Here is a 24888-nt window from a genome sequence, read left to right as displayed (position 1 = left end):
CTTGAAACGGGGGATAGGCATGACCATGGTGAATACGGTGTTGGGGCCGATTACGGCGGACCGGTTGGGAAAAACCTTGATTCATGAACACTTCCAGTTCGGCTATCCCGGGTTTGCGGGAGACTGCACGTTGGGCAAGCCCGACCGTGAACAGGCTCTGCAGGTGGGGATTGAGGTGGCCAAACGGGTGATGGCCCATGGGGTAAAAACCGTCGTCGATCCCACTCCCAACGAGTGCGGCAGAGATCCGGTGCTGCTGAAAGAGATCGCCGAGAGAACCGGGCTGCAAATCGTGTGCGCAACCGGCTATTACTACGAAGGGGAAGGGGCGACCGCCTATTTTAAGTTCCGGGCGGGATTGGGTGACGCGGAATCCGAAATCTATGACATGTTCATGAAAGAGATCACGGAAGGCATCGGGGAAACGGGGATTAAGCCGGGTGTGATCAAACTGGCTTCCAGCAAGGACTGCATCACCGATTATGAGCGGATGTTTTTCAAAGCGGCTGCCAGGGCGCACAAGGAGACCGGAATCCCGATTCTTACCCATACCCAGGAAGGCACGATGGGCCCTGAACAGGCGGCGCTGCTGCTCGCAGAAGGGGTGGATCCGGCGAAAATCGTGATCGGGCACATGTGCGGAAATACGGATGCGGCTTATCATCTGCGCACTTTGCAGCAGGGCGTATCCATTGCCTTTGACCGATTCGGCATTCAAGGATTGGTGGGAGCGCCTACGGATGAGGCAAGAACGACCGTTTTGATCGGTTTGCTCGGAATGGGGTTCGAAGATCGCCTCATGCTGTCCCATGATACGGTCAATGTCTGGCTCGGAAGACCCCTGGCGATGCCGGCCACCGTCGAAAGGTTGCTGTCCAATTGGCATGTCACCCATCTGTTTGACAACGTGATTCCGGTGCTGCAAAAAGCAGGCATTCGGGAAGAGCAACTTGACAGGATGTTCGTGGAGAACCCCAGAAGATTGTTTTCCTAAATGATCGGCAGGCTTGACGCCATTCCCCCCAAACGGGTCAGCATCGGCCCGATGGGGGACTTTTTTTGCCTGGCACTGTCAACCGCCTGGGTTGAACCACCTGGTTCCATTCACCCAAAAAGGCCTGCCTTCACAGCAGCCGCCGCCAAATCATGTTATAATACACGGAAATGGTTCTGCCAGTCAGTTTCAGTCGAGAGGGGAGATGGGAATTGCCGCATATTACCCGCAAAATCGCCGAGCATGTCTGGGCGATCATTACGTATGAAGAAGCGTGGAAAAGCTTCATCAACAACTATGTGATCGCAAGGGATGATCGTTTTCTCCTCATAGACACCAACCTGCGAAAGCACCGTCCTTATGTGCAGCAGGCGCTGCAGCAGATCGGGGTGACGGAAGAGCGCATCGAGCAGGTATTTTTTACCCACCGGCATCCCGACCACATTGGAAATGCAGAGATGTTCCCATCCCGCCTCAACTGGATCCATCTGGAAGATTTTTTCGAGCTGGATGATTTCTCCCAAACGCTTTTCGGCCATACCCTCACCGGAAAGGCCGGGGAGGTGTCGGGGCTGTCGTTCAAACAGCTCGCCGCCCATACGGAAGGGTCCGTCGCCTACTTTGATCCCGCCAGCAAAATATGCTTCATCGGGGATCATCTCTGTTTCTTCGCCGAGCCGCTGGGAGAAGTGGTGGGGGAGGAAGCGGAGCGAAGGGCGCAGTATCTCCGCTTCATTGCGAAATGGAAGGAGCAGGAACCGGAAAAGGTGGCCGCCTTTCGGGAAGGGGTGGAAGCGGTGCTGGAATGGCCGGTTCAACTGCTTGCCACGGGACACGGCCCCATTCTGAAAGGGGAGATTGATCTCTTCCTGCGTGCCATTCTGACGGAACTTGATTCATGAACAAAACGCTCCTGCCAACACGACAAGCAGGCCGAAGGTGCGGCAAGCACCAACGGCCTTTTTCACTGTACAAGAGACGATTATCCCGCTTGGGTGGAGGCTTTCGTCCATTCTTCGAGCCGCTTCTCGATTTCGGTCCGGCTCAGATGCAGGATGCTGGCAAAGCGGAGGGTCAGCAGCTTTTTCAAATACTGGACGGCCCGTTCGAAGTTGCCTTTCGCCGCTTCGATTTCCGCCAGGCAGAAAAGCTGCAGTTCCGGCTTGAGCCGTTTCTTGGGCAGCATCTGATACGCTTCCCAAGCGCCGCCGAGGTCGCCCAACCTGGCATGGGCACAGACGATCACTCCCAGCGCATTGGTCAGGGAATGATCCCGTTCATAGACGCGAAATGCGACATCAAGCGCTTCCCCGTACTTTCCGCGCTGCAGATAGACGATGGACAGATTGTAGAAAAAATAGTGAACCATCGCCTGGTTGAACAGGGAGGGTTTCTCCTTGCAGGAGGTGAGACCTTCTGCGATAAACTTCTCCGCCAGCTCATAGTTGCCCCTCATGATTTCGGCCGTGGATTTATCCAGCATGGCGACCGTGCGGGAACCATTGCGGCGATAGGAGGTTTCCAGCCAGCGAATCATGAGGTCGGGGCGGTAGCGGTAAAGACTGCTGATATACTGAAAGCGGAACGGCCAGTGGAGTCGGATGAACGCAGCCACCAGGACGGCCGTCAAACCGCACAGGGTCGAGACCACGTTTAAATCTAGCAATGCCATGGCGGGTTACTTCCTTTCCTACAAATCGCGTACCCCCATATTAGCACGATTCTGCGCAGGCTGGTAGAGTCTTGCCCCCCGGCGCAGGCTACTGCCGCGAAGGGATGGCCAGCACACCGGCTTCCCGGAGGGTGGTTAACTCATGCGCTTTGATGGTCGTGTCGGAAATGGTGTACAGCATGTTGCGGATATACAGAATCCGCTCCACATTGTTCTCGCTTCTGTACCAGGCGTCCCCGGCTTGCAGGGGCACTTCCGGGTCCAGATGGGTGATGCGGGCGCGCAGCCGGAAGCCGTGCGCGAGGTCGAGGGAGTACACATAGGCGCCCTGGAAGGTAAAGCTGCCGTATTCGAGGCTGTTTCCGTTCCGGACCTGTTTGTCCTTCTCCATCAGGGTGACGGGGAAGGCGAGCAGGTTTTTTTCTTTGGAGAACAGGAGGGCCTTGTGGTTGCGCAGCAGCTCGGAATCGGTTCCGCGGTCCCCGATCACCTCCTTGAACATCTCTTTCGGATGGGCGACGTCCGACACATCGAACAGGGCCACCTTCAGTCCTTGATAATAGGCGGTATCCTTCACTTCTGTGGTATCCTTGCCGAAACCGATGAGATGGTTCTCGTCATACGGATGGAGGTAATCGCTGTAGCCGGGGATTTTCAGCTTGCCGAGGATTCGCGGCGCTTTCGGGTCTTGCAGGTCGATCACGAACAGGGGATCCACCTTTTTGAACGTCACCATGTAAGCGCGGCTGCCCATGAAGCGCACGGCATAGATTTTTTCGCCGGGCGCGATGTTTTCCAGCTTGCCGACTGTCCGCAGGGATGCGTCCAGCACATACATGTTGTTTTTCGAAGTGGCTTCGTCGTTACGCCAGATATTGCCAACCGTCGTGGCGATCCGCAGGAAGCCGTTCTGTTCGTCCATGGAGAACTGGTTCAGGACGGTTCCGGGCACGCGGCCGCTGCCTTTGTAAGCAACGTGTCCGTTGGTCAGGGCGAATTTGTACACCGTGGTGCTCTGGTTGGCTGGCACGGGGCCGACGAAAGGTACGCGTTTCGCGGCAGCGGGCGTTACCTCGTTCCTGCTGACAGCCACATAGAGATTGGCTGCCGATGCATACACATGCTCGCCGGAACCGAGGTAGGCGGAGACATCCAGATGCTGCCTGGGCTGATCCAGATTGAGACCGGCGACCAGCAGGTAGTTTGGCCTCACGTTGTCCGGGAAGTAGCGGATCTCCTGATAGCCAATGCCTTTGAATGTTTGTTCAAAGAGAGAATCCCGGTAAACCGGCGGCGGCAGCTCCGTTTCCGCCTGCATCACCCCATACAGATTAATAGAGCGGCTGCTTATCAGGTACAGGGAGGAACCGATCTTGCGCGAGGTCAGATAGCTGCCCTCGATCTCCACCTCCCGCAGCTGCCGGGGGGCGGTTTTGTCGTGGATGTCGTAGAGGACGGCTTTCGTCGTAACGGGCACGAAGTAGTCAGCCTGCGCCGCATCATAAACAGCGGGGTGGGATTCTCCGATCACCACCAGGTAATTGTCGTCCACATACAGCTCCTGCGGGGTGAACTGCTCTCCCTGGAAAGGCAGGCGGCTGACGATTTTCATCTCTTGGACCGGATAGGCCTGCGTGATGACAACCTCCTCCTGCCGCGCCTGATAGAGGTAAGTCCCGTCCGTCTTGACGATATCCGCCTCGTCCACCCCTTCCACCTGCACGTTGGTGGCGGAATAAACGGCGTCGGCGGGGGCGGTGCCGGCAGCAGGGACCGCAGCCTGAGGGGCACCCGCTTTGAATACCGCGCCGTTTTCCACGGCATAATCCATCCGAAGCGTACGGTGATACTCCCATTCCTTGGCGAGCAGCTGTTTCAGATGGGCATACGAACCGACGACCGGAAGCGGATTACCCCCGGACGCCCGCGTCTCCTCGTCTGACGAGGACGGGGAGGCAAACATCACCAGCGGCACTAAGGCCGCCAGCAAGGAACAGAGAAGCCGGACTTGCCGCGCATATGTTACCATGCTGATCCTCCTCGCGTTTTTCTGCTTGTTGGACGCGGTTCCTGCCGTTTCGTTTCAGGGGAAGTGCAAGGAGTGTCATACTCATGTACACGCATCTGTGGTATAATGAATGACGTTTACAAGACGAACGCTTGTGACTTTTCAGGGAAAAGGAGCGACATAGATGAACAAGTTCAAAGAGAGCATGCTGGCGCTCATCACGGAGACATCCACCTATCTTCCGCCGGATGTGCGCAAGGCGATCAACGAGGCGAAAAAACGGGAAGATCTGGGCACAAGATCCGCGCTTTCCCTCTCCACCATCACGCAAAACATCAAAATGGCCGAAGAGAATGTATCCCCGATCTGCCAGGATACGGGCATGCCCACCTTTGAGATCAAGACGCCGGTGGGAGCCAACCAGATCGAGATGAAGAAAGCCATCCTGGAAGCCGTGGCGGAAGCGACCAAGCAGGGCAAGCTGCGTCCCAACTCCGTCGATTCCCTGACCGGGGAAAACTCGGGCAACAACCTCGGGCCCGGAACGCCGGTGATTCACTTCGAACAGTGGGAGAAAGATGTGATTGAAGTCCGCCTGATCCTGAAAGGGGGCGGCTGTGAAAACAAAAACATCCAGTATTCGCTGCCGACCGAACTGGAGGGGCTCGGCAAAGCGGGGCGCGATCTGGATGGCATCCGCAAGTGCATTTTGCACGCCGTTTATCAGGCACAGGGACAGGGCTGCAGCGCCGGATTCATCGGTGTGGGAATCGGGGGAGACCGCACCTCCGGCTATGCGCTGGCGAAGCACCAGCTGTTCCGCCGTGTCGATGACGTCAATCCCAATCCAACGCTGCGCGAGCTGGAAGAGTATATTATGGAAGCGGCCAATACGCTCGGCATCGGAACCATGGGCTTCGGCGGCAATACGACGCTTCTGGGCTGTAAAATCGGCGTGGAAAACCGTCTGCCCGCCAGCTTTTTCGTCTCCGTCGCCTATAACTGCTGGGCTTTCCGCCGTCAGGGCGTCGCGATCGATCCGCAAACCGGCGAAATCCTCCACTATCTCTACAAGGACGAAATCGTCGAGATGGACCAAACGCCAGCTGACGCGCCGACAGGGGAAGGGCGACGGGAAGTGGTGCTTGAGGCGCCTATTACGGAAGAGCAAATTCGCAGCCTGAAGGTGGGGGATGTGGTGATCATCAACGGCCTGATGCATACCGGCCGGGATGCGCTGCACAAGTACCTGATGGATCACGACTGTCCGGTTGATCTGGAAGGCGGCATCATCTACCACTGCGGTCCGGTGATGCTGAAAGACGAACAGGGAGAATGGCATGTGAAGGCGGCAGGCCCGACGACCAGCATCCGCGAAGAACCGTATCAAGGCGAGATCATCAAGAAGTTCGGCGTTCGCGCCGTGATCGGGAAAGGCGGCATGGGGGCCAAGACGCTCAAAGCGCTGCAGGAGCACGGTGCGGTCTACCTGAACGCAATCGGTGGAGCCGCCCAGTATTACGCGGATTGCATCGAAAAGGTAGAAGGGGTCGACTTCATGGAGTTCGGCATTCCGGAAGCGATGTGGCACCTGCGCGTGAAAAACTTTGCCGCGATTGTCACGATGGACGCGCACGGCAACAGCCTGCATGCCGATGTGGAGAAGAGCTCGCTGGAGAAATTGGCCCAATTGGCCGAACCGGTCTTCAAATAAGAAAAGAAAATAACGAAGAGAGGGACGAAAACCCGAGGCGCGCATGGAAAGATGCGGCCCCGGGTTTTTTCGTTGAAGCAAGGTCCCTGTCCCGGCCGCGCCCTCCGCAGCATCCGCCCAGGCCGACTCCGAATGGTTATGGATAGTTTTTTGCAAGAAATGGGTGTCCGTTGATGTCCGCATGGTCACGCCGGGCATAGGGTAATAGCGACGATGCAGGATAAAAGGAGTGAGCAAAGTGAACTATCGCGTTCAGCCGGGCGACACCCTCATTGGAATCGCCAGCCGCTTCGGCGTGCCTGTGGAAGAGATTATCCGCGTGAATAATTTGCAATATCCGTATCGACTCTTTGTGGGTCAAACCATCTTCATCCCGACCGGCCGGCCGCCGACTCCGGGCAATGTCAACGAGCGGCTGGATCGCCTGGATCAACGGGTCAACCGACTGGAAAACCGCGTTGATCGGCTGGAAAGACAGGTCGTGGATCTGAATCGCCGGGTAACCAGACTGGAAGGCCCTCGTCCGCGCACATAGCCGGTTCTCTAAAGGGAACTTCGCACAGGGCCCATCATGCCATGCCGCACTGTTTTCGTCAGTCTGAAGGGAACGGGAATCCCCCCGCTCCCTTCATTTTTGTCTTGAACTCCGCTGTCCCGGACGCTACGATAGAAGCAACGAAATGGCACGTGAGCGAGAGAGCGCGAAAGAGGGGTTTTGACGAATGAAGCAAAAGTGGAACGTGGCGCTGCTGCAGATGGATGTGGCCTTCGGTCAGCCGGAGCAGAACAGGGAGAAGGTAAGGCAGATGGTCGAACGCCTGGAGGGGAAGGAAACCGACCTGCTTCTCCTTCCCGAATTGTGGGATACGGCGTACGACCTGGAGCGGCTGGATGAGATCGCCGATGACAGCGGCGCACAGGCAAAAGCACTGTTGAGCGAGACGGCGCGCCGGTTGAACAGTTTCGTGGTCGGCGGCTCCATCGCCGAGCGGATCGGCAACAAGGTGTACAACACCTCCTATGTGTTCGATCGCTCGGGCGCGTTGATTGGGCGATACAGCAAAGCGCATTTGTTTCGACTCATGGAGGAGGAAAAGTATCTGACCGCGGGAGATGAGGTCGGGATATATACCATGGATGGTCAGCCAACCGGCTCGATGATCTGCTACGACATCCGCTTCCCGGAGTGGTTCAGAACGTACGCCCTGCATGGGGTTAAAGCGCTGTTTGTCTGCGCCCAGTGGCCCCATCCCCGGCTGAATCACTGGAGGCAGCTGCTGATTGCCCGGGCGATCGAGAACCAGATGTACGTGGTTGCCTGCAACCGGGTGGGAGACGGCGGCAATAACACCTTCTGCGGCCATTCCATGGTGATCAATCCTTGGGGCGAGATCGTGGCCGAAGCGATGCAGCAGGAAGAGATCGTCACGGGCGAGATCGATTTCGCGCTCGTGGATGAAGTCCGCGGCCGCATTCCGGTGTTTGCGGATCGCAGGCCCGGCTTGTATCGCATGGCATAAATTTGGGCGATGGCAAAAGGGCAAACCCTTCTCCAGAAGAGCCTCTTTGGCATAGGGTGATAACAGAGAAAGTCTGGGGGAGGTGAATCGATGGTTCGGTTGAATGGCAAAAACATTCGCCATCATTTCGAAGGAGTTCACGGAAAAGTGGTCCAAATGCGGGAACTCGTCGAGGTTCTCGATCAAATGTTCGATTCGTTTCACCGGGTAAACAAGCTGAGCCGCCATATGCTGGGTCAGCCCAGGCAGGAACAGAAGCCTGACGAACGGTTCTGACGGTTGGCTGATATGAAAGAAGACGCCTTTCCCCAAGGCGTCTTCTTTAGCTATGCCGCTTATGGCCGGCGGGCCATCTGTTCCTTCACCGAGCGGATCATCGCTTTGACCATGCTGCCGCCCAGTTGACCGCCGATGCGCCCCGCATCGTGGGCGGTCAGATTGCCGTTGTATCCCGGCTGCAGCGGAATGTTCAGCTTACGGGCCGCTTGATATTTTGCATCTTCCGGTTCCAAAACGTTTTGCAAACGGGCTTTCAGCAGGTTTAACCCGTCCTCTGCGCCGGGGACGAGGGGTCTGCGCCTTCTGGCCACGACAAACACCTCCCCCGTTAGTATGCGCCATTTAGACGAGCGCTTTCCGTTCCTTGAAGGAAACGGTTGGATAATAGGCATGTTTCACCAGCAGGTTGGGGCCGGCGCAGCGGGCTTCCGGACAGTAGCAATTGATCTGTTGGTTGAGCGGATGGGCCAGCCAGCGCTGGAACATCTCCTGCAGCGAGTGGGTCTTGAGGTTGCCAAGCGGCTCCACATCCCCGAAGTCCGTGACGATGCCATCGCCGGTAAAGACATTGACATTCAGGCGGTTGCGGCCGTCCGGATCATTGCGGACGGACACGTTCCTGGCCTCCCGCAGGCGCCGGATCAGCTCGCGATCCGCTGCCAGCGGGCTGCAGGCGAAGAACGGCAGTGTGCCAAACAGCATCCACATCTCCTCGTTGCGTTCATCCAGCAGGCGATGGATCGCTTCCCGCAGCTGATCCAGAGAGAGCACTTCCAGATCGCGGGCGAAATCGCTCGGGTACATGGGATGAACCTCGTGGCGCCGGCACCCCATCGCGTGAATCTGGCGGTGCAGTTCGGGCAGCTTCCGCCAGGTGCGGGCGTTGATCATGGTTTCGGCTGAGACAAAGACCCCTTCCTTGGACAGCTGCTGCACGTTGGTGACGATGGTTTGGAAAAGGTTTTCTGCCTGTTTGAGCGACACCTGCTGCGGCGTTTTTGCGTATACGATACTGTGGAATTCTTCCGGCGTGCTCCAGTTCCAGGAGATATGCATCACGTCGAGATAGGGCAGGATCAGCTCGTACCGGGAGAAAGGCATCGTCATGTTGGAATTGATCTGTGTGCGCAGTCCGCGTTCGGCGGCATAGCGGAGAAGCGGCAGGATGATCTCTTTTACCGTCCGTTCGCTGTACATCGGTTCGCCGCCTGTTATACTGAGGGTGAGCAGATCTTCCGCTTCATCCAGCCGGCGCAGGATGTCCGCCATCGGCATCGGCGCGTCGTCCTTGAAGCGGAGGGTATCCCCGACCGCACAATGCTCACAGCGCAGGTTGCACAGATTGGTTACGGTAAATTCTACGCTCGTCAATTTATAGGAAGGGGGAGCGGCGTTATAGAGCGGCTCCCACGGATCTTGCGTGGGCGTCAACGGTGTGGTTGGAACCAGGCGAACCATCGAATGAAACCTCCTTCAAGCGGGTGGATAGTCGTTACATTCATGCAAATCGAACAAAATCATGGCGAAAGGAGAATACCTGGCGATGATAACGGGCATCTCGTTTGGAAACGGCGTGTTTTTTCATGATCGCAAGGTAATTGCCTGCGCCGAAGTAAAGAAGGGAACGATTCATCTGTGGGCGGAGACCATCACGCTGCGCACCATGGGCAAAATGTGGTGGCGTGTCGTCCTCTCCCTGCCATGGTATTACCATCTGTTTCACCTTATGCTGGCTCTCTTCCTGCTGGGGGCACTTGATATGCTGCCGATCGCGCACATCCCCGGGCTGCGATGGCTCACGGCCGTGGATCCCCTGTGGGCGGTCGTTTATCTGGCCGGCTTTCATTTCGTCTTTCCGGCCCGGTTGAAAAAGTTTCACGGGGCCGAGCACAAGGTGTTCAGCTATCCCGGCGTCAAGCGGCTGGAAGCTCTGGAGGAGATCCGGCGGGCGGACATCGTCAACAGCGGCTGCTCCACCAATCTGGTTACCTGCTTCTTCCTGCCGTTTCTGCTCACGGTGCCGTTTGCGCCGCTTTCCGGCGCCGTGGTGGCAGGCGCGGCGGGTTTTCTTGCAGGCATAGCCGCAGAAGGCTACCTGCGCCGCTATCTGCCCGTAATCTACCGGATCTCCGCTTTTTTGCAGCGTTACGTAACCACCAAGGAGCCGGACCGCCTCCATTTGGAGACGGCGATTCGTTCCTACCGGCTGTTTGAACACTACCGTTCCATGCCCGCCGGCACCAAATAACCGGCCTGCCGCACAGGGAAGGCCGGTTATGCGTCAGCTGCCCGCTTCTTCCTCCAGCCGTTTGTAGATCTTGCCCTTGTCTACATAGGACTGGCGGATGCGGCGAAACTCCCGGAAGTCATCTTCGGTCAGCTCCCGTTTTACCTTTGCCGGGGAACCGACCACCAGGGTGCGGGGCGGCACTTTCATGCCGGGTGGAACCAGGGCGCCGGCTCCCACCATCGCTTCTTCCCCGATCTCGGCGCCATCCATCACAATGGCACCCATGCCGATCAGGGCTCCCCGGCGGATGATGCAGCTGTGCAGAATCACATTGTGGCCGATCGTGACCTCATCCTCGATGATCAGCGGATTGCCGGGGCTCTGGTGCAGCGTGCTGTTGTCCTGCACGCTGACGCGCCGGCCGATGACGGTGGGCGCGATGTCGCCGCGAATCACGGTATTGTACCAGATCGACGTGTCGGCGCCGATGGTGACATCGCCGGTCACCACGGAACCGCGCGCGAGGAAGACGGACGGATCGATTTGCGGTTTTTTCCCTTCAAAAGGCAGTATCAACAAGCGCTATTCCTCCTTATGTACACCCTGCGGAAGCGGGCATGGAGATGCCGGCGGATGCGGACGGAACACCTGCAGGCGGCCGGTGTGGGGATTCAGATCCACGATGCTCCCCTCAAGAAACGGCCGATCGGCTTCTTTGTAACAAAGCATGATGCCGGAGATGGTCATGGTGCTCTCATCCGGTGACGGTTCGGTGATGGCGATGCTGTAGGCGTAGCTGCCGCAGCCCGTCGTGGTCACCACCAGGCGTATGCCGAGCCTGTCCGCGTCCGGTTCATGGCTGATCAGCGCCGACAAGCGGGCGCTGGCTGCAGGGGTGATGGTAATCATGGCACATTCCTTCCCTTCGAATCGGTGCGGCAGAATCCATACGTAATTCTACTACAGGAAGGGAAATTGAACAATTTTCTTTCCCTGCCAGTCATTTCAGTTGACCGGCATTCCCGATGTATGATAAATTATTTCATGCGAAATCACAATAGAGATAAGGAATGCGGGTAGTCGCTGCCGCAGTTCGCTTCTGGCGGCTGCGGTAGAGGAAAGTCCAGGCTCGCCCAGGCTGAGATGCCTGGAGTGTTCGTACCTGGTGATAAACCAGGGCAGCGAGGCTTCGGCGTCGCTGACGGCGCGGAAAGGGTTCTCCCTGAGACCCGAGTACGCTGAAAGTGCCACAGAAACGGAGCTTTCCTGGCGACAGGAAAGATGGAACGCGGTAAACCCTGCGAGCGAGAAACCCAAATTTTGGTAGGGGAACCGTCCTGAAGGAAATGAACGGAGGGACGGATGGCGCACCATGCGCCATAGATAGATGACTACCGCTCTTGGTGCGAGGGGAGACCCGTTTGCAGCACGGGAGTACAGAACCTGGCTTACAGCATTTCTTATCTCAGGCAAGTGAATCAGGTGAAACCGCCTTGGCAGCAAGGCGGTTTTTCGTTATTGGCAGATGCGTGGTACAATATTCGTATATAGTTGAAAGGTGCCTCACATCACACGCATGCGGAGGAATGCCCATGAACAAAGTGAAATGGCTGGCAGCTGAAGCGAAAAAGTGGAAGGATGAAGGCATCATTGACGAAGACCAGCATGAACGGATCATGAGCCGGTATGCAGGCGGGGCGCGAACGCCTGTCCTGCCCATCCTGGCCGCTGTCCTGCTCGGTTTGGGGGTGCTGACGTTTATCGCCTCCAACTGGCAGGGACTCTTGCCTGGCACCAAGTTGACCACGATCATCGTTTCCCTGGCGGCTGCCTATGCTGCAGGGGAATGGGGGCGCCGAAAAGGGCATGAGGGTTGGGGAGTGGCCCTGACCATCGTCGGCATCGCCATCTATGGCGCCGGCATCTTCCTGATCGGCCAGATCTATCAGGTGTCTGCCCATCCGGTTTACGCGTTTTACCTGTGGTTTGCCGGAGCGGTTCCGCTCGCCTGGCACTACCGCAGCCGGCTGATCGCCTGGGTCTGTCTGCTCATCCTGACTGTTTCCGCCCTCTATGGGATGGAGGACAGGTATCATGACGGCATGGAAAGAGTTTTTTTTTACCTGCTTTTTGCAGCGGGCCTTGCCCCGCTGGTGTGGCGGTTCCGCGGAGCGTGGCTGACCGCTCTCTCCGGGAGTCTGCTGCTTGTTTCCGCCGCTTATGACCTGGATGATGTCGGCGATGGCATGGTGTATCCCGTTCTTTTTCTCGCCTGCTATCTGGCCGGGCAATGGCTGCCGACGTCACTCGCCCCCATCCCGACCGTGCTGCGCAACCTTGGTTATCTGGGAAGCGTGCTGCTGACCGTATTCCTCATTTTCGAGCCCTATGACATCCCTGCCCACAACGTGACGGACACGTGGCTGGCGGCAGGCCTTGCGCTGTTGGCAGGGTGGTCGGCGATGCTCTCTTACCGGGCCAGGCAGCCGGAGAACGCAACGGACCTGATTCCCTTCCTGGCACACCTCCTCGTCTATTGGCTATCTCCGCTTCTCTTGAAGAATGCCGCCGTCGTCCTGATTCTCGGCTTGTTTGCCTTTGCCATCGGGATGATCGTCGGCGGCGAACGCAAACGGCAGGTGGACCGCATCAATCTGGGCGCCCTCTTTTTCGGCGTCAGCTGTGTCGTCGGGTATGTCAATTTCGCCTGGGATTTTCTGGACAAATCCCTCTTTTTCCTGCTGGGCGGGGCTTTGATGCTCGTGATCAGCGGTCTGCTGGAACGGCAGCGGCGCAAATGGGTAAACGATGCAAGGAGGGAGTCTCGATGAGACGATTCAGGCTGCTTTTCATCGTTGTCTTTCAAATCGCGCTGCTGCTGTCGATCGTGGGGAAATACCAATACATCGCCGCGTCCGGGATGAGCGTCACCCTCAAAACGGCCCCGGTTGATCCGCGCGATCTGTTTTCCGGTGATTATGTCCGCCTGCACTACGAGATCAGTGAGATCAACAAGCAGCACGTGCAGCAGGACATCGCCGACGGCCTCGACGATGTCCCCGTGTATGTGGTTTTGGAGAAAAAGACACATCCCTGGTTCGAAGCGGTCGGCGTCTACCAGCAACCGCCCCGGCTTCGGGAGGGGCAGGCGCTGCTGCGCGGAACGCTCCTCTATCAGGATGAGTACACCGGGACGCTTCATATTGATTATGGGCTGAACCGGTTCTATCTGCAGGAGAATACCGGCAGGGAATGGGAACAAAAACCGTTCCTGCTGGTCGATCTGCGGGTGACCGAAAGCGGAGACGCCATCATTGAGCGATTGCGCTGACGAACAACCTTTCAGGGTTTCCCGCCGACACAACATGTTCAAGGGTCCCCAAAAAGTATTCGGATTATGCTTCGAAGGTCAACGTCACTTTTTGGGGTTAAGCATAGCTTAAGTCGGCGGGGGTTTTCACGCTTGAATGGACACGCGGTACGTCCGCAGCCAATAATCGATCGAGGCGAGATAGGCGAAAAGCTGCGGGGTGCTCATCAACTGGCCGAACCACGGGATGCCGGACGCCTTGGCGTCGGAAGCGGCGATCGCCCGGACCGCATCGACATCAATCAATGGCAGGAGCGGCGAGGAACTGTCCGCCAGCACTTCCAGCAGCCATGTCCGCGTCGCCTCGGCATAGGCGGGGTTGTGGGTTTTGGGATAGGGGCTCTTCTTGCGGTACAAGACATCATCGGGCAGTATGCCTTCCATCGCCTTGCGCAGAATGCCTTTTTCCCGACCCAGATAGGTTTTCATCAGCCAGGGGATGTTCCAGACGTATTCCACCAGGCGATGATCGCAAAAGGGCACACGGGCCTCCAGGCTGGCTGCCATGCTCATCCGGTCCTTGCGATCCAGCAGGGTGTTCATGAACCAGGTGATGTTCAGGTAAAACATCTCCCGCCTGCGGGCTTCTTCCGGCGACTCCCCTTCCAGGCGGGGCACCTCGGCCAGGGTTTCCGCATAACGCCTGGCGACATACGCTTCCGGCTGAATCAGGTCCCGCACGTCGGGGGAGAGCCAGCGGGCGCGTTCGGCCGTCATCCGCGCCCACGGGAAGGTGCCGGCATTCAGCGCATCCTCCCGGTAAAACCACGGATAACCGCCGAATACCTCGTCCGCGCATTCGCCGGAGAGGACCACTGTGGTCTCCTTTTTAATTTCGCGGCAGAACAGATAGAGAGAAGCGTCCACGTCGGTCATGCCCGGCAGGTCGCGGGCGATCACCGCTGTTTTCAACGCTTCCACCAGTTCGGGCGTATCGACCTCGATCGCATGATGCTCGGTGCCGAGATAGGCTGACATGCGCCTGATCCAGGGCGCGTCGGCATTGGGTTGGAAATCGTTCGGCCGAAAATGCTTGTCGTTCCCCTTGTAATCGATGGAATAGGTATGCAGCCTGCCGCGCCCCTCCCGTTGGAAGACCCGGGCGGCGACCGCCGTGATGGTGCTGGAGTCAAGGCCGCCCGACAGCAGGGTGGCGATGGGCACATCGGAGACGAGCTGCCGTTCGATCGAGTCGAGCACAAGGGTGCGGACGGTCTCGATGGTGGTCTCCAGATCGTCCGTGTGGGGAGCGCTGGTGAGCGACCAGTATGTCCGCAGGGCAACGCCCGAAGGATCCACCGTCGCATAATGCCCGGGCCTGATTTCGGCGATGCCGCGAAAAACGCCGTGCCCTGGCGTCCGTGCGGGTCCGATGGCAAAGATTTCGGCCAGCCCCTCCCGATCGATGACCGGCTCTACGGAGGGGTGGGCCAGCAGGGCCTTCAATTCCGAGGCAAACAGAAAGCGGCTGCCTCTCACCGCGTAAAAGAGCGGTTTGACCCCCGTCCGGTCGCGGGCGAGAAAGAGCCTCTGCTTGCGTTCGTCCCAGATGGCGAAGGCAAAAATGCCGTTAAACCGCTCCAGGCAGTCGACGCCCCACTCGATATAGGAGGTGAGCAGCACTTCCGTGTCGGAATGGGAGCCGAAGCGATGCCCCCTCGCCGCCAGCTCGCGCCGAATCTCCTCCGTATTGTACAGTTCCCCGTTATATATCAACGTGTACACGTCATCGCCGTACAGTTTGGTCATGGGTTGGCCTCCCCCGGCCGGATCGACGACACACAGCCGTCTGTGACCAAGGGCGACATGGCGGGATATCCAATACCCTTCCGCATCCGGACCCCGGGACGTCAAGGTATTGGTCATCCGTTCCAGGACAGGTTGTTCTTGGGACAGATCGCGTTCCCAATCGATCCATCCGGTAATTCCACACATAGGCGCACATCCTTCCTTTTGCAGCATGCGAAACATAGCACATGGTATGCAGGGAGGGAGGAGGAGTTGTTTGTCCCGCCCGCATTCGGCGTCAAAAAGGAAGCTGGCGGCCGTTTTGAAAATTATAGTATAATTCTTACAAATTTCCTTGCATGGAAAAACGGGGGCGATTCGTTGGAGACACTGACGCTGCTCTTGTTCGAGCGGATGGGTATCCTGCTGATGTTTACGTTTATCCTGACCCGAATCCCGCTGTTTCGGCAGCTGCTCGACCGGGAAGTGCGTGTCCGTACCGCCCTGTCCTTTTCCCTGTTGTTCGGTTTGTTTGGTGTGGCGGGCACCTATGCCGGGGTTCTCGTAAAGGGGACGTCGTTTCTGCCATCGTTCTGGATTTTTCATCTGGAACCGGACGAGTCGATCGCGCATGCGGGCCTGGTCGGTGTCGTCATCGGCGGGCTGTTGGGCGGGCCGGTTGTGGGGGTGGGGGCCGGTTTGCTGACCGGTCTGCATCTCTACAGCCTGGGCGGGATGACCGCCTTGTCCGGATGCGTCTCTGCCCCCATCACCGGTTTGCTGGTCGGCTTTGTGGCGCGCTTTTTCACCGAAGAGCGCGTCATCTCGCCAGCAAAATCGCTGTTTATCGGGATGTTTGCCCCCATCCTCCTCATGGGCATGATCCTGATCTTCTCCACGCCCCCGGATGCGGCGCGGACGCTGGTCAATATCATCGGCATCCCGATGGTACTGACCAACAGCATCTCGATCGCCATCTTCACCACCATGATCCGCGTCGCCCTGAAAGAAGAAGAGCGTTCGGCGGCCATCGAGACGGAAAGGGCGCTGAAGATCGCCGAGCTGATCCTACCCCATCTCAAGCTGGGATTAACCCCGCAAACGGCCCGCGCCGCCGCCCAACTGCTGCTGAAGGAGCTGAAAGCCGCTGCGGTGGCGGTATCGGATACGGAACAGATTCTCGCCCATGTGGGGATCGGGGCCGATCATCATCTGCCCGGCGAGAGAATCAAGGCGGATCTGGCGCGGCGGGCGCTTCTGACGGGTCAGGTGCAGGTCGGGCTGTCCCGGGAGCATATCAACTGCCGTCACCCTGCCTGCGGGCTGGCGGCGCTCCTGATCGTTCCGGTCAATCAGGCGGGGCGATCGGTCGGGCTGTTAAAGCTTTATTTCAAGCGGCCGCAGCAAATCCGCAAAGTAGAGGAAGTGCTGGCCCAAGGCTTGAGCAACCTGATTTCCAACCAGCTGACGCTGGCGCTGGCGGAAAGGATCACGGGGCTGATGAAGGATGCCGAACTGCGCATGCTGCAGGCGCAGATTCATCCCCATTTCCTGTTCAACACCCTCAATTCCATCGTGACGCTGATCCGCGTAAATCCCGATCTGGCCCGGCACATGACGATCCAGCTGGCAGTCTTTCTGCGCATGAACCTGAAAATGACGTCCGCCCAGCTCGTCTCGATCGAACAGGAATTGAGCCACCTCAATGCTTATCTGGAAATCGTCCGCATCCGGTTCGCCGAGCAATTTACGGTCAGCTGCGAAGTGGAGAGCGGGATCGAGCATGTGATGATTCCGCCCGGCACGTTCCAGCCGCTGGTGGAAAACAGCATTCTCCACGGCCTGAAGGAGAAGACATGCGGCGGCTTCATCCGCATCGCCCTTCGCCGCCGGCAGGAGCGCGTGGAGGTGCTTGTGGAAGACAACGGGACAGGGATACCGCCCGAGATCCTGGATCAGCTCGGGGAGATGCCGGTTTCGCGGACGGAAGGCAACGGCATCGGGGTCCATAATGTGAACCAGCGGCTGATCAGCCTGTTTGGACCGGATGCGCGCCTGCGGTTTGCCAACAGGGCGGAAGGCGGCTGCCAGATACGCTTTTCCATTCCGATCATGAAGTGAAGGGGTTTGTCAAGCATGCCGATTCGTGTGATGATTGCCGAAGATGAGCGGTTGGCAAGGGAGGAACTGGCCTATCTGCTGGCGCAGGAGGAAGATATCGAACTGCTGCCGGAAGCGACAAACGGCCGCGAGCTTCTGAAGCTGGTGGAAGAACATGAACCGGACGTTGTCTTTCTCGACATCAAAATGCCGGAGATGGAAGGGATTCAGGCGGCGCGGATGCTGACCTCCCGCAAGCAGCAGCCGCTGATTGTCTTTTCCACCGCGTACGAAAATTATGCGCTGGATGCCTTCTCGCTCAATGCGGTCGATTACCTGCTTAAACCGACGGAGCCGCACCGGCTGAAGGAAACCCTGCAGCGCATCCGCAAGCGGCTGAACGAAGCGCTGCCCGCTGCGGACGGAAAGGATTCCCCGCCCACTGCCGCGCCAGGGCCCGGTCCCAAGGTGACGAAGCTCCTGATCGAGGATAACAACCGCTTCGTGGTGATCGACCCGCAGACGATCCTGTATGCCGTGCGCGATGAGCGGGTGATTCAGATCCACACGCTGACCGACACCTACACGTCCAAGATGACGCTGCAGCAGCTGGAGGAGAAGCTTCACGCCTACAACTTTTTCCGGACGCATCGGAGCTACCTGGTGAATCTGCACTATGTAAGCGAGCTGGTGCCATGGTTTAACGGCGCTTACAATCTGCTGCTGAAGGAAGGCAAGCGCGTCCAGATTCCGGTATCCCGCTCCTATGCGCGCGAATTGTTGAAACGGCTGGAAGGGGAGCAGTTGTAGGGGACAGCCCTGCATGTTACGCACGAAAAACGACATGTTGCGCAGAAAGTTTACAATATTGGCAAGATTTCGTTACAATATGTGGTAAGCGCTTACATTCAGGTGAAGCGGGCTAACCATAAAAAAACAAAGGAGGTATCCAGCGTGGCAAACACAACTTCGGCGGCCAAGGACGCGAATGCAGGAAAACAAAGGTCGGTCAACTACGCGGAAATTGCCCGTTCCGACAAGTTCAATACGCTGCTGCAGCGCAAAAAGGCCTTTATCGTGCCGTGGTCCGTTTTCTTCTTCGTGTTTTACTTTCTGCTTCCGGTGCTGACATCCTACTCAAAAGTATTGAATACGCCGGCGGTAGGCGCGATCACCTGGGCGTGGGTGTTTGCGTTTGCCCAATTTGTCATGACGTGGGCGTTATGTATCCTTTATACGAAAAAGTCGCGGGAATTTGATGCCATTGTCGAAGAGATCAAGCAGGAAGCAAAAGGAGGGAATCACTGATGCATGGTACCGCCTTTATCCTCTTTTTAATCATTGTTGCGATTACCCTCTACATTACCTACTGGGCTGCGAAACGCACGAACAGCACCAGCGAATTTTACACCGCAGGCGGCGGCCTTACGGGGTGGCAGAACGGGCTGGCGATCGCGGGCGATTACATGTCGGCCGCATCCTTTCTGGGGATTGCCGGGATGATCGCGCTCTCCGGGTTTGACGGTTTTTTCTACAGCATCGGTTTTCTGGTGGCGTATCTGGTCGTCCTGTATCTCGTGGCGGAACCGATGCGCAATCTCGGCAAGTACACCATGGCCGACATGATCGCGGCCCGCTTCAACAACAAGCAGGTGCGCGGCGTCGCTGCGCTGAATACGATCGCCATCTCGATCTTTTACATGATCGCGCAGCTGGTGGGGGCCGGCGCCTTGATCAAACTGCTGCTCGGACTGGATTACATTACGTCCGTGCTGATCGTGGGCATTCTGATGACGGTATACGTCGTGTTTGGCGGCATGAGGGCGACAAGCTGGGTGCAAATCGTCAAAGCGGTCCTGCTGATGGGGGGCACCCTGATTATCTCCCTGATCGTCTTTGCCAAGTTTGGCTTCAGCGTTTCGGCCATGTTTGAGCAGATGAAGACGGCGACTCCCCTGGGAGACGCGTTCCTGAATCCCGGAAACCGGTTCAAGAACGGGCTGGACACGATCTCTCTGAACCTTGCGCTGGTGCTTGGCACGGCGGGGCTGCCGCACATCCTGATCCGCTTCTTCACCGTGAAGGATGCCTCCACCGCACGCAAGTCGGTCGTTTATGCGACCTGGATCATCGGCATCTTTTATGTCATGACCATTTTCCTCGGGTTCGGAGCGGCAGCCTTCGTCACGCAGGATGTGATCCTGAAGGCTGACAAAGGCGGCAACATGGCGGCGCCGCTGCTTGCCCAGGCGCTGGGCGGCGACTTCCTGTTCGCGTTCATTTCGGCCGTTGCATTCGCGACCATCCTTGCCGTCGTCGCCGGTCTTGTCCTCACAGCGGCTTCCGCCTTTGCCCACGATTTCTACAGCCATATCGTCCGGAGAGGCAAAGCGACGGAGGCGGAGCAGATGAAAGCGGCGAAATGGGCATCTGTCGGTGTGGCGGTCGTCTCCATCCTGCTTGCCCTGTTCGCTCAGAAGATGAATGTCGCGTTTCTCGTGGCTTTGGCGTTTGCCGTGGCAGCCAGCGCCAACCTTCCCGTGATTATCTTTACGATCTTCTGGAAACGGTTCAATACCACAGGGGCCGTGACCGGCATGCTGGTCGGACTGTTCAGCGCCCTGATTCTGGTGGCCGTCAGCCCCAACGTCTGGAACCCGGAAGCCGGTAAGGCCATCCTGGTTGGCAATGCGCTGTTCCCGCTCTCCAATCCGGGGATTGTCTCCATCCCGCTTGGCTTTATCGCGGCATGGCTGGGGACGGTTTTGTCCACATCCAGAGACGATGCCAAATATGAGGAGATCCTGGTCAAGGTGAATACCGGCATCGGGGATACGGTGTAACCCATAACATAAAGAAGGAGATTGCGAAGAGGCTGGAGAAGAATTCTCCAGCTTCTTTTTATTGGATCGTGAGGGACGCGGATGAACGTCACCACCATCATCTTTTTTCTGGCCGTCGTGGTCGGCACACTGGCTATCACCTACTCGGCCGCCAAACGGACCGTCAATGCGCGCGACTTTTATGCGGCGGGCCATCGGCTGACGGGCTTGCAGAATGGCTGGGCCATCGCCGGTGATTACATGAGCGCCGCGTCGTTTCTCGGCATCACCGGGACGATTGCCATGTACGGATTTGACGGCTTTTTTTATGCAATCGGGTTTCTGGTCTCTTATCTGGTGATGCTGTATCTGGTGGCGGAACCTTTGCACAACCTCGGCACCTACACCTTGGCCGATGCCATCGCCGTTCGTTTTGACAGTCCCCTGCTGCGCGGGGTGATCGCCCTGAACACCCTGACGATTACCATTTTCTATATGATCGCCCAGCTGGTGGGGGCCGGGGCTCTCATCCACCTGCTGCTTGACATCGATTACGCCAGCGCCGTCATGATTGTGGGGGGATTGATGACGATCTACGTGGTGTTCGGCGGCATGGTGGCGACGTCATGGGTCCAGATCATCAAGGCGATCCTGCTGTTGGCCAGCACCCTCCTGGTCAGCCTGATCGTCCTGTCGCGCTTTCATTGGAACCTGCTGGAGATGTTTGCCGCCGTGAAGGCCCATTCGCCGCTGGGTGAGCGGTTTCTTGAGCCGGGCAACGAATTCGTCAACCCGCTGGAGACGATCTCCCTGCATCTGGCCCTGATATTCGGGACGGCAGGGCTGCCGCACATTGTCGCGCGCTTTTTTACCGTCAAGGATGCCGTGACCACCCGCCGATCGGTCGTTACCGCCACCTGGGTGGTCGGCTCCTTTTACCTGATGACCATTTTTCTCGGGTTTGGCGCGAGCGTCTTTGTCGGATGGGAGCAGATCCGGATGGGGGAAAACGGAGGCAATCTCTCTGTCCCGCTGTTGGCTTATGCCCTGGGCGGGGATTTTCTCATGGCCTATCTCACGGCCGTCGCCTTCGCCACCATCCTGGCGGTTGTGACGGGGCTTGTGATGTCGGCTTCCTCCGCCTTTGCGCATGACCTGTACGCCAATGTGCTGCGGAGAGGGATGGCTTCGGAGAACGAGCAGGTCACCGCCGCCCAATGCTCGTCCATCGGGGTCGGCGTCATCTCGATCGTGCTGGCTATCGGCGCCCAAAACATGAACGTCGCCATTCTGGTCTCCCTTACCTTTGCGATGGCGGCTTCGGCCAATCTGCCGCTGATCCTGCTGACGCTGTATTGGCGCCGTTTTACGACAACGGGAGCGCTTGCCGGCATTTTCACCGGGCTTCTCTCCTCCGTGATCCTTGTGATGCTGGGGCCGTATGTGATGAACCCGGTGGATGGCCTGATCCGGGCGGACACGATGTTTCCGCTGGCCAATCCGGGGATTGTCTCCATCCCGCTCGGCTTCCTCGGCGCCGTGCTGGGGACGCTGCTGTCGCGCGAACCAGGCGGCTGTGCGCGATACGAACAGATGCTGCTGCGGGCGCATACGGGCGGGCGTTCATGAGGCGGCCCTCCCAGATCGCCCACATCGGAGGAGAAGGAATTTTGCCGATTTCTGTCGAAAGAACATGGAAATGATTGCCGGCATCGGCAAAGCGCACGAGAGATGACTCTGGAGGAGAACAACCGCGATGCGTTACATCAGTCTTGACGATGTGGAACCAGGAGATACGCTTGCCCGCAGCATCTATACGAGCGACGGCTTGACGCTGTTGCAGGCGGACATGCAGCTGACCGTCGGCATGATCAACAAGCTTCGCCGTTTCGGCGTGACCATGCTGTGCATCAAAGACCCGCACCTCCAGGATGTGAAGATGGAAGACGTGGTACAGGAAACGACGCGGAAGGAAGCGATCGCCAGCCTTTCCGCAGCGATGCAGTGCGTGCAGACGGGCAAAGGCATGGACCTGCGCGGCATCCTAAAGTCGGTGAACAGCATCATTGACGAGACCTTGCGCAATCGCCGTCTGCTGTTGAACCTGTCCGATATTCGGACGGCGGACAACCACATGTTTATCCATTCGCTCAATGTCTGCATGATGGCGACGGTCATGGGCATCTCGCTCGGCTACAACCAGCAGCAGTTGAAGGAACTGGCGGTCGGGGCTCTCCTGCACGATATCGGCAAGGTGGTCAAGGACGATGCCGCGTACGCGAATGGCACACCCGGCCAAACCGAACATCATGCATGGAAAGGATTTCACCTGCTGCGCAAAAAACATGAGATGAGCATCGTCTCCGCCCACGTGGCCCTGCAGCATCACGAATGGGTGGATGGCAGCGGGGAGCCGCGCGGGCTGACAGGGGCGGAGATTCATGATTTCGCCAAGATCGTGGCGATTGCCAACTACTACGACAACCTGATTTCCCCCTTTTCCGCCGAAGAGGAGACCTGCCATCCGTACGAGGCGTGCGAAAAAATCATGGCGCTGGCCAACAAGCGCTTTGACCACCAGATGGTGATCCGGTTTCTCCGCTCGATTGCCACCTACCCGACAGGCTCTTCGTTGCGCCTCAGCACAGGGGAGGTGGGGGTGGTCATCGATCAGAACCGCGGGCTGCCGTCGCGTCCGGTGGTCCGGGTTATCAAAAGGGAAAAAGGAACGATCCAGACCCTGGATAGCGATCATGAAGTATACGACGTGGATCTCAGCGAGGAGCCGACCATCTTCATCACCGGGATGCTGGCATAAACCTGTTTGCGCCCAAACAGGTTTTTTCTTTTGCGCTTTGCAGAGATTATAGGGAAGAACAGGGAAAGGGGCATGCGCATGAAAGTGGGTTGCCATGTAAGCATACGGGCGGGATATGCGGCAGCGGCCCGGACGGCCCTGCGGCTGGGAGCCCGCTCCTTTCAATATTTTCCCAAAAACCCGCGCAGCCTGGCTGTCAAAACGTTTGATCGGCGGGACGCGCGCCTCTGCCAGGCCTTCTGCCGCGAACACGGCCTGCTCTCCATCGCCCATACCGCCTATCCCACCAATTTGGCGGTGGATGATCCCGATTTGGCTGCAAAGACCGTACGCTCCATCCTGTGCGACCTCGCCATCGCGGAAGCGTGCGGGTCCGTGGGGGTGGTGGTTCATTTCGGCCAATACAAGGGGGAGGCGGCCGATCCGCTGTACGGCTATCATCTGATGATCCACACATTGAATGAGATTCTCAACCAGTGGGACGGCGACGCGCTGATCCTGCTGGAAAACAACGCGGGGCAGGGCGGAGCCATTGGCATGACGCTGGAAGAGCTGACGCAGGTGCGGAGCCTGTTGGACAGGCCCGAACAAGTGGGGTTCTGCCTGGATACCTGCCACGCCTTTGCCAGCGGCATGTGGCGGGGGGACAACTGGCCGGAGGTGGCGGAGAAAGCGCGGAAATTGGGCTATTTTGACCAACTGAAAGCGATTCATCTCAACGATTCCGTCTATCCATCCGGTTCACGGCGGGACCGCCACGCCAATATCGGCAGGGGAGCGATCGGGGAGGAAGCTTTGCTGACCCTCCTGCAAACGGCAGAGTTGGCGGCACTGCCCGTGATCCTGGAAACGCCCGCACCGGCCGACGGCAGCCACCGGGAAGAGATCGCCTTTTTGCAAGAGCGGTTGGCGCTGGCGGGTTCCGGACAAACATGATAGAGTGGAACACGTATCCAACAGAAAGTAGAGGGAAGACGATGAAACGAACGATCAAGGTTACGATTGCCGATTTTCAACAAATCGCCGAAAACTTGAACAATCCGGGCGAACTGGCGCTCTACGAGGCGGCCAACGGTCACATCTACGAAGCGGAGATCGAGCACGACGGCTATGCGGTGGTGGATCTGCCCGACGGACAATATATCGAACTGGCTCCGGCGGAATACCAGATCATGATCCTGGATTGGCAAATGGCGGGGGAGATGGACGGTCTGACGCTGGAGACAAAGTCTGACCCTGCCGATGACAAGGCGCTCCTCTACCGCGCCGTGGATGCGGCGGGAAACGAAGTGCGCCCGCCCCAGTCGCTGCCGAAAGAGCTGGTGAAGCTGCTGGGTGACGTCTGGTTCGCGAAACGAAAAGGCGGCCTCTCCGAATAGGAGGTGCCGCCTCAGTGTATAGACAAAGTCGGGCATAGGGGATTTCCCGCTCGCTCTCTTGCCGACCAGCGAAGAAGTTGGCAGTGTCCGCTCCGAAACGCGACGCGGGCAGGGGGCTCAACATCTGGTTTCCGTATTATGAGGTCAATCAGAGTAACATCTGATTGACCTTTTTTCATGAGTAAAGGTGTAGAATGGCGGTAGCCGGGGGAAACGAATCTGGGTTTGAGACGTTGATCTCGCTGTCTGAAGTG

24 protein-coding genes and 1 other RNA gene are annotated in these 24888 nt (G+C 57.9%); 18 read left to right on the top strand and 7 right to left on the bottom strand.

The window, feature by feature from the left end:
- Positions 1-19: 19 nt before the first annotated feature.
- Together G3578_RS20305 and G3578_RS20300 are read left to right on the top strand one after the other, a co-directional pair.
- The gene (locus G3578_RS20305) at positions 20-994 is read left to right on the top strand and encodes a phosphotriesterase family protein (protein WP_165215603.1); all 975 of its coding nucleotides are present in this window, start codon (positions 20-22) and stop codon (positions 992-994) included.
- 212 nt (positions 995-1206) lie between these two features.
- On the top strand, positions 1207-1896 hold the full coding sequence (locus G3578_RS20300) for an MBL fold metallo-hydrolase (protein ID WP_241254736.1): 690 nt from the start codon (positions 1207-1209) through the stop codon (positions 1894-1896).
- Positions 1897-1976: 80 nt separating this feature from the next.
- On the opposite strand, the gene G3578_RS20295 is transcribed toward G3578_RS20300, so the two are convergent.
- The gene (locus tag G3578_RS20295) at positions 1977-2666 is read right to left on the bottom strand and encodes a tetratricopeptide repeat protein (protein WP_165215599.1); all 690 of its coding nucleotides are present in this window, start codon (positions 2664-2666) and stop codon (positions 1977-1979) included.
- 88 nt (positions 2667-2754) lie between these two features.
- Positions 2755-4695: a beta-propeller domain-containing protein gene (locus tag G3578_RS20290; RefSeq protein WP_165215597.1), complete on the bottom strand. Its 1941-nt coding sequence runs from the start codon at positions 4693-4695 to the stop codon at positions 2755-2757.
- A 163-nt stretch (positions 4696-4858) separates the two neighbouring features.
- Here G3578_RS20290 and G3578_RS20285 point away from each other — a divergent pair, with 163 nt between their 5' ends.
- From G3578_RS20285 to G3578_RS20270, 4 genes are all read left to right on the top strand, one after another.
- The gene (locus G3578_RS20285; protein ID WP_165215595.1) at positions 4859-6388 is read left to right on the top strand and encodes a fumarate hydratase; all 1530 of its coding nucleotides are present in this window, start codon (positions 4859-4861) and stop codon (positions 6386-6388) included.
- Between the two features lie 238 nt (positions 6389-6626).
- The gene (locus G3578_RS20280; protein ID WP_165215593.1) at positions 6627-6923 is read left to right on the top strand and encodes a LysM peptidoglycan-binding domain-containing protein; all 297 of its coding nucleotides are present in this window, start codon (positions 6627-6629) and stop codon (positions 6921-6923) included.
- Positions 6924-7110: 187 nt separating this feature from the next.
- Positions 7111-7908, top strand: a complete 798-nt coding sequence (locus tag G3578_RS20275; RefSeq protein ID WP_165215590.1) for a carbon-nitrogen family hydrolase — start codon at positions 7111-7113, stop codon at positions 7906-7908.
- Positions 7909-7998: 90 nt separating this feature from the next.
- Entirely contained in the window at positions 7999-8184 is a 186-nt protein-coding gene (locus G3578_RS20270) for a hypothetical protein (protein ID WP_165215588.1), read from the top strand.
- A 59-nt stretch (positions 8185-8243) separates the two neighbouring features.
- Here G3578_RS20270 and G3578_RS21220 read toward each other — a convergent pair whose 3' ends face one another.
- Positions 8244-8498, bottom strand: a complete 255-nt coding sequence (locus tag G3578_RS21220) for a small, acid-soluble spore protein, alpha/beta type (protein WP_165215585.1) — start codon at positions 8496-8498, stop codon at positions 8244-8246.
- A gap of 31 nt (positions 8499-8529) precedes the next feature.
- Positions 8530-9645: a radical SAM/CxCxxxxC motif protein YfkAB gene (yfkAB, locus tag G3578_RS20260; RefSeq protein ID WP_165215583.1), complete on the bottom strand. Its 1116-nt coding sequence runs from the start codon at positions 9643-9645 to the stop codon at positions 8530-8532.
- A gap of 85 nt (positions 9646-9730) precedes the next feature.
- Between yfkAB and G3578_RS20255 the strand changes: the two genes are divergently transcribed.
- Positions 9731-10435 (top strand): DUF1385 domain-containing protein, encoded by a 705-nt coding sequence (locus tag G3578_RS20255; RefSeq protein WP_165215580.1) that lies wholly within the window; start codon positions 9731-9733, stop codon positions 10433-10435.
- A gap of 33 nt (positions 10436-10468) precedes the next feature.
- Here G3578_RS20255 and G3578_RS20250 read toward each other — a convergent pair whose 3' ends face one another.
- The gene (locus G3578_RS20250) at positions 10469-10996 is read right to left on the bottom strand and encodes a gamma carbonic anhydrase (RefSeq protein ID WP_165215578.1); all 528 of its coding nucleotides are present in this window, start codon (positions 10994-10996) and stop codon (positions 10469-10471) included.
- Between the two features lie 3 nt (positions 10997-10999).
- A complete protein-coding gene (locus G3578_RS20245; protein ID WP_165215575.1) occupies positions 11000-11326 on the bottom strand; it encodes a HesB/IscA family protein in 327 nt (108 codons plus the stop codon).
- A 159-nt stretch (positions 11327-11485) separates the two neighbouring features.
- On the opposite strand from G3578_RS20245, the gene rnpB reads away from it, so the two are divergent.
- The 3 genes from rnpB (at position 11486) to G3578_RS20230 (ending at position 13748) form a co-directional block, all read left to right on the top strand.
- Positions 11486-11873: RNase P RNA component class B (gene rnpB, locus G3578_RS20240), an RNA gene on the top strand.
- A 136-nt stretch (positions 11874-12009) separates the two neighbouring features.
- Positions 12010-13248, top strand: coding sequence for a DUF2157 domain-containing protein (locus G3578_RS20235; protein WP_165215573.1), 1239 nt, complete (start codon positions 12010-12012; stop codon positions 13246-13248).
- On the top strand, positions 13245-13748 hold the full coding sequence (locus G3578_RS20230) for a GDYXXLXY domain-containing protein (RefSeq protein ID WP_165215570.1): 504 nt from the start codon (positions 13245-13247) through the stop codon (positions 13746-13748). Before G3578_RS20235 ends, G3578_RS20230 begins: the two co-directional genes overlap by 4 nt.
- Before the next feature lie 126 nt (positions 13749-13874).
- Here G3578_RS20230 and asnB read toward each other — a convergent pair whose 3' ends face one another.
- Positions 13875-15722, bottom strand: coding sequence for an asparagine synthase (glutamine-hydrolyzing) (asnB, locus tag G3578_RS20225; protein WP_165215568.1), 1848 nt, complete (start codon positions 15720-15722; stop codon positions 13875-13877).
- 174 nt (positions 15723-15896) lie between these two features.
- On the opposite strand from asnB, the gene G3578_RS20220 reads away from it, so the two are divergent.
- The 8 genes from G3578_RS20220 to G3578_RS20185 all read left to right on the top strand — a co-directional run bounded on the left by G3578_RS20220 (position 15897) and on the right by G3578_RS20185 (position 24634).
- Positions 15897-17636, top strand: a complete 1740-nt coding sequence (locus G3578_RS20220) for a LytS/YhcK type 5TM receptor domain-containing protein (RefSeq protein ID WP_165215565.1) — start codon at positions 15897-15899, stop codon at positions 17634-17636.
- Between the two features lie 15 nt (positions 17637-17651).
- On the top strand, positions 17652-18425 hold the full coding sequence (locus G3578_RS20215; protein WP_165215562.1) for a LytR/AlgR family response regulator transcription factor: 774 nt from the start codon (positions 17652-17654) through the stop codon (positions 18423-18425).
- Between the two features lie 144 nt (positions 18426-18569).
- Positions 18570-18923, top strand: a complete 354-nt coding sequence (locus tag G3578_RS21055) for a DUF485 domain-containing protein (RefSeq protein WP_165215560.1) — start codon at positions 18570-18572, stop codon at positions 18921-18923.
- Positions 18923-20458, top strand: a complete 1536-nt coding sequence (locus G3578_RS20205; protein WP_165215557.1) for a solute symporter family protein — start codon at positions 18923-18925, stop codon at positions 20456-20458. Before G3578_RS21055 ends, G3578_RS20205 begins: the two co-directional genes overlap by 1 nt.
- A gap of 81 nt (positions 20459-20539) precedes the next feature.
- Positions 20540-22066: a solute symporter family protein gene (locus tag G3578_RS20200; protein WP_165215555.1), complete on the top strand. Its 1527-nt coding sequence runs from the start codon at positions 20540-20542 to the stop codon at positions 22064-22066.
- Between the two features lie 127 nt (positions 22067-22193).
- Positions 22194-23255, top strand: coding sequence for an HD-GYP domain-containing protein (locus G3578_RS20195; RefSeq protein ID WP_165215552.1), 1062 nt, complete (start codon positions 22194-22196; stop codon positions 23253-23255).
- A 78-nt stretch (positions 23256-23333) separates the two neighbouring features.
- Entirely contained in the window at positions 23334-24191 is an 858-nt protein-coding gene (locus G3578_RS20190; RefSeq protein WP_165215550.1) for a deoxyribonuclease IV, read from the top strand.
- Between the two features lie 41 nt (positions 24192-24232).
- Complete coding sequence (locus tag G3578_RS20185; protein ID WP_165215547.1) at positions 24233-24634, top strand: hypothetical protein; 402 nt, start codon at positions 24233-24235, stop codon at positions 24632-24634.
- The last annotated feature ends 254 nt before the right edge of the window (positions 24635-24888 follow it).

Source organism: Brevibacillus sp. SYP-B805, from assembly GCF_011059135.1.
GTDB lineage: Bacteria > Bacillota > Bacilli > Brevibacillales > Brevibacillaceae > Brevibacillus_F.
Note: the sequence above shows the minus strand (reverse complement) of the source record. Positions and strands in the feature narration are given on the sequence as shown.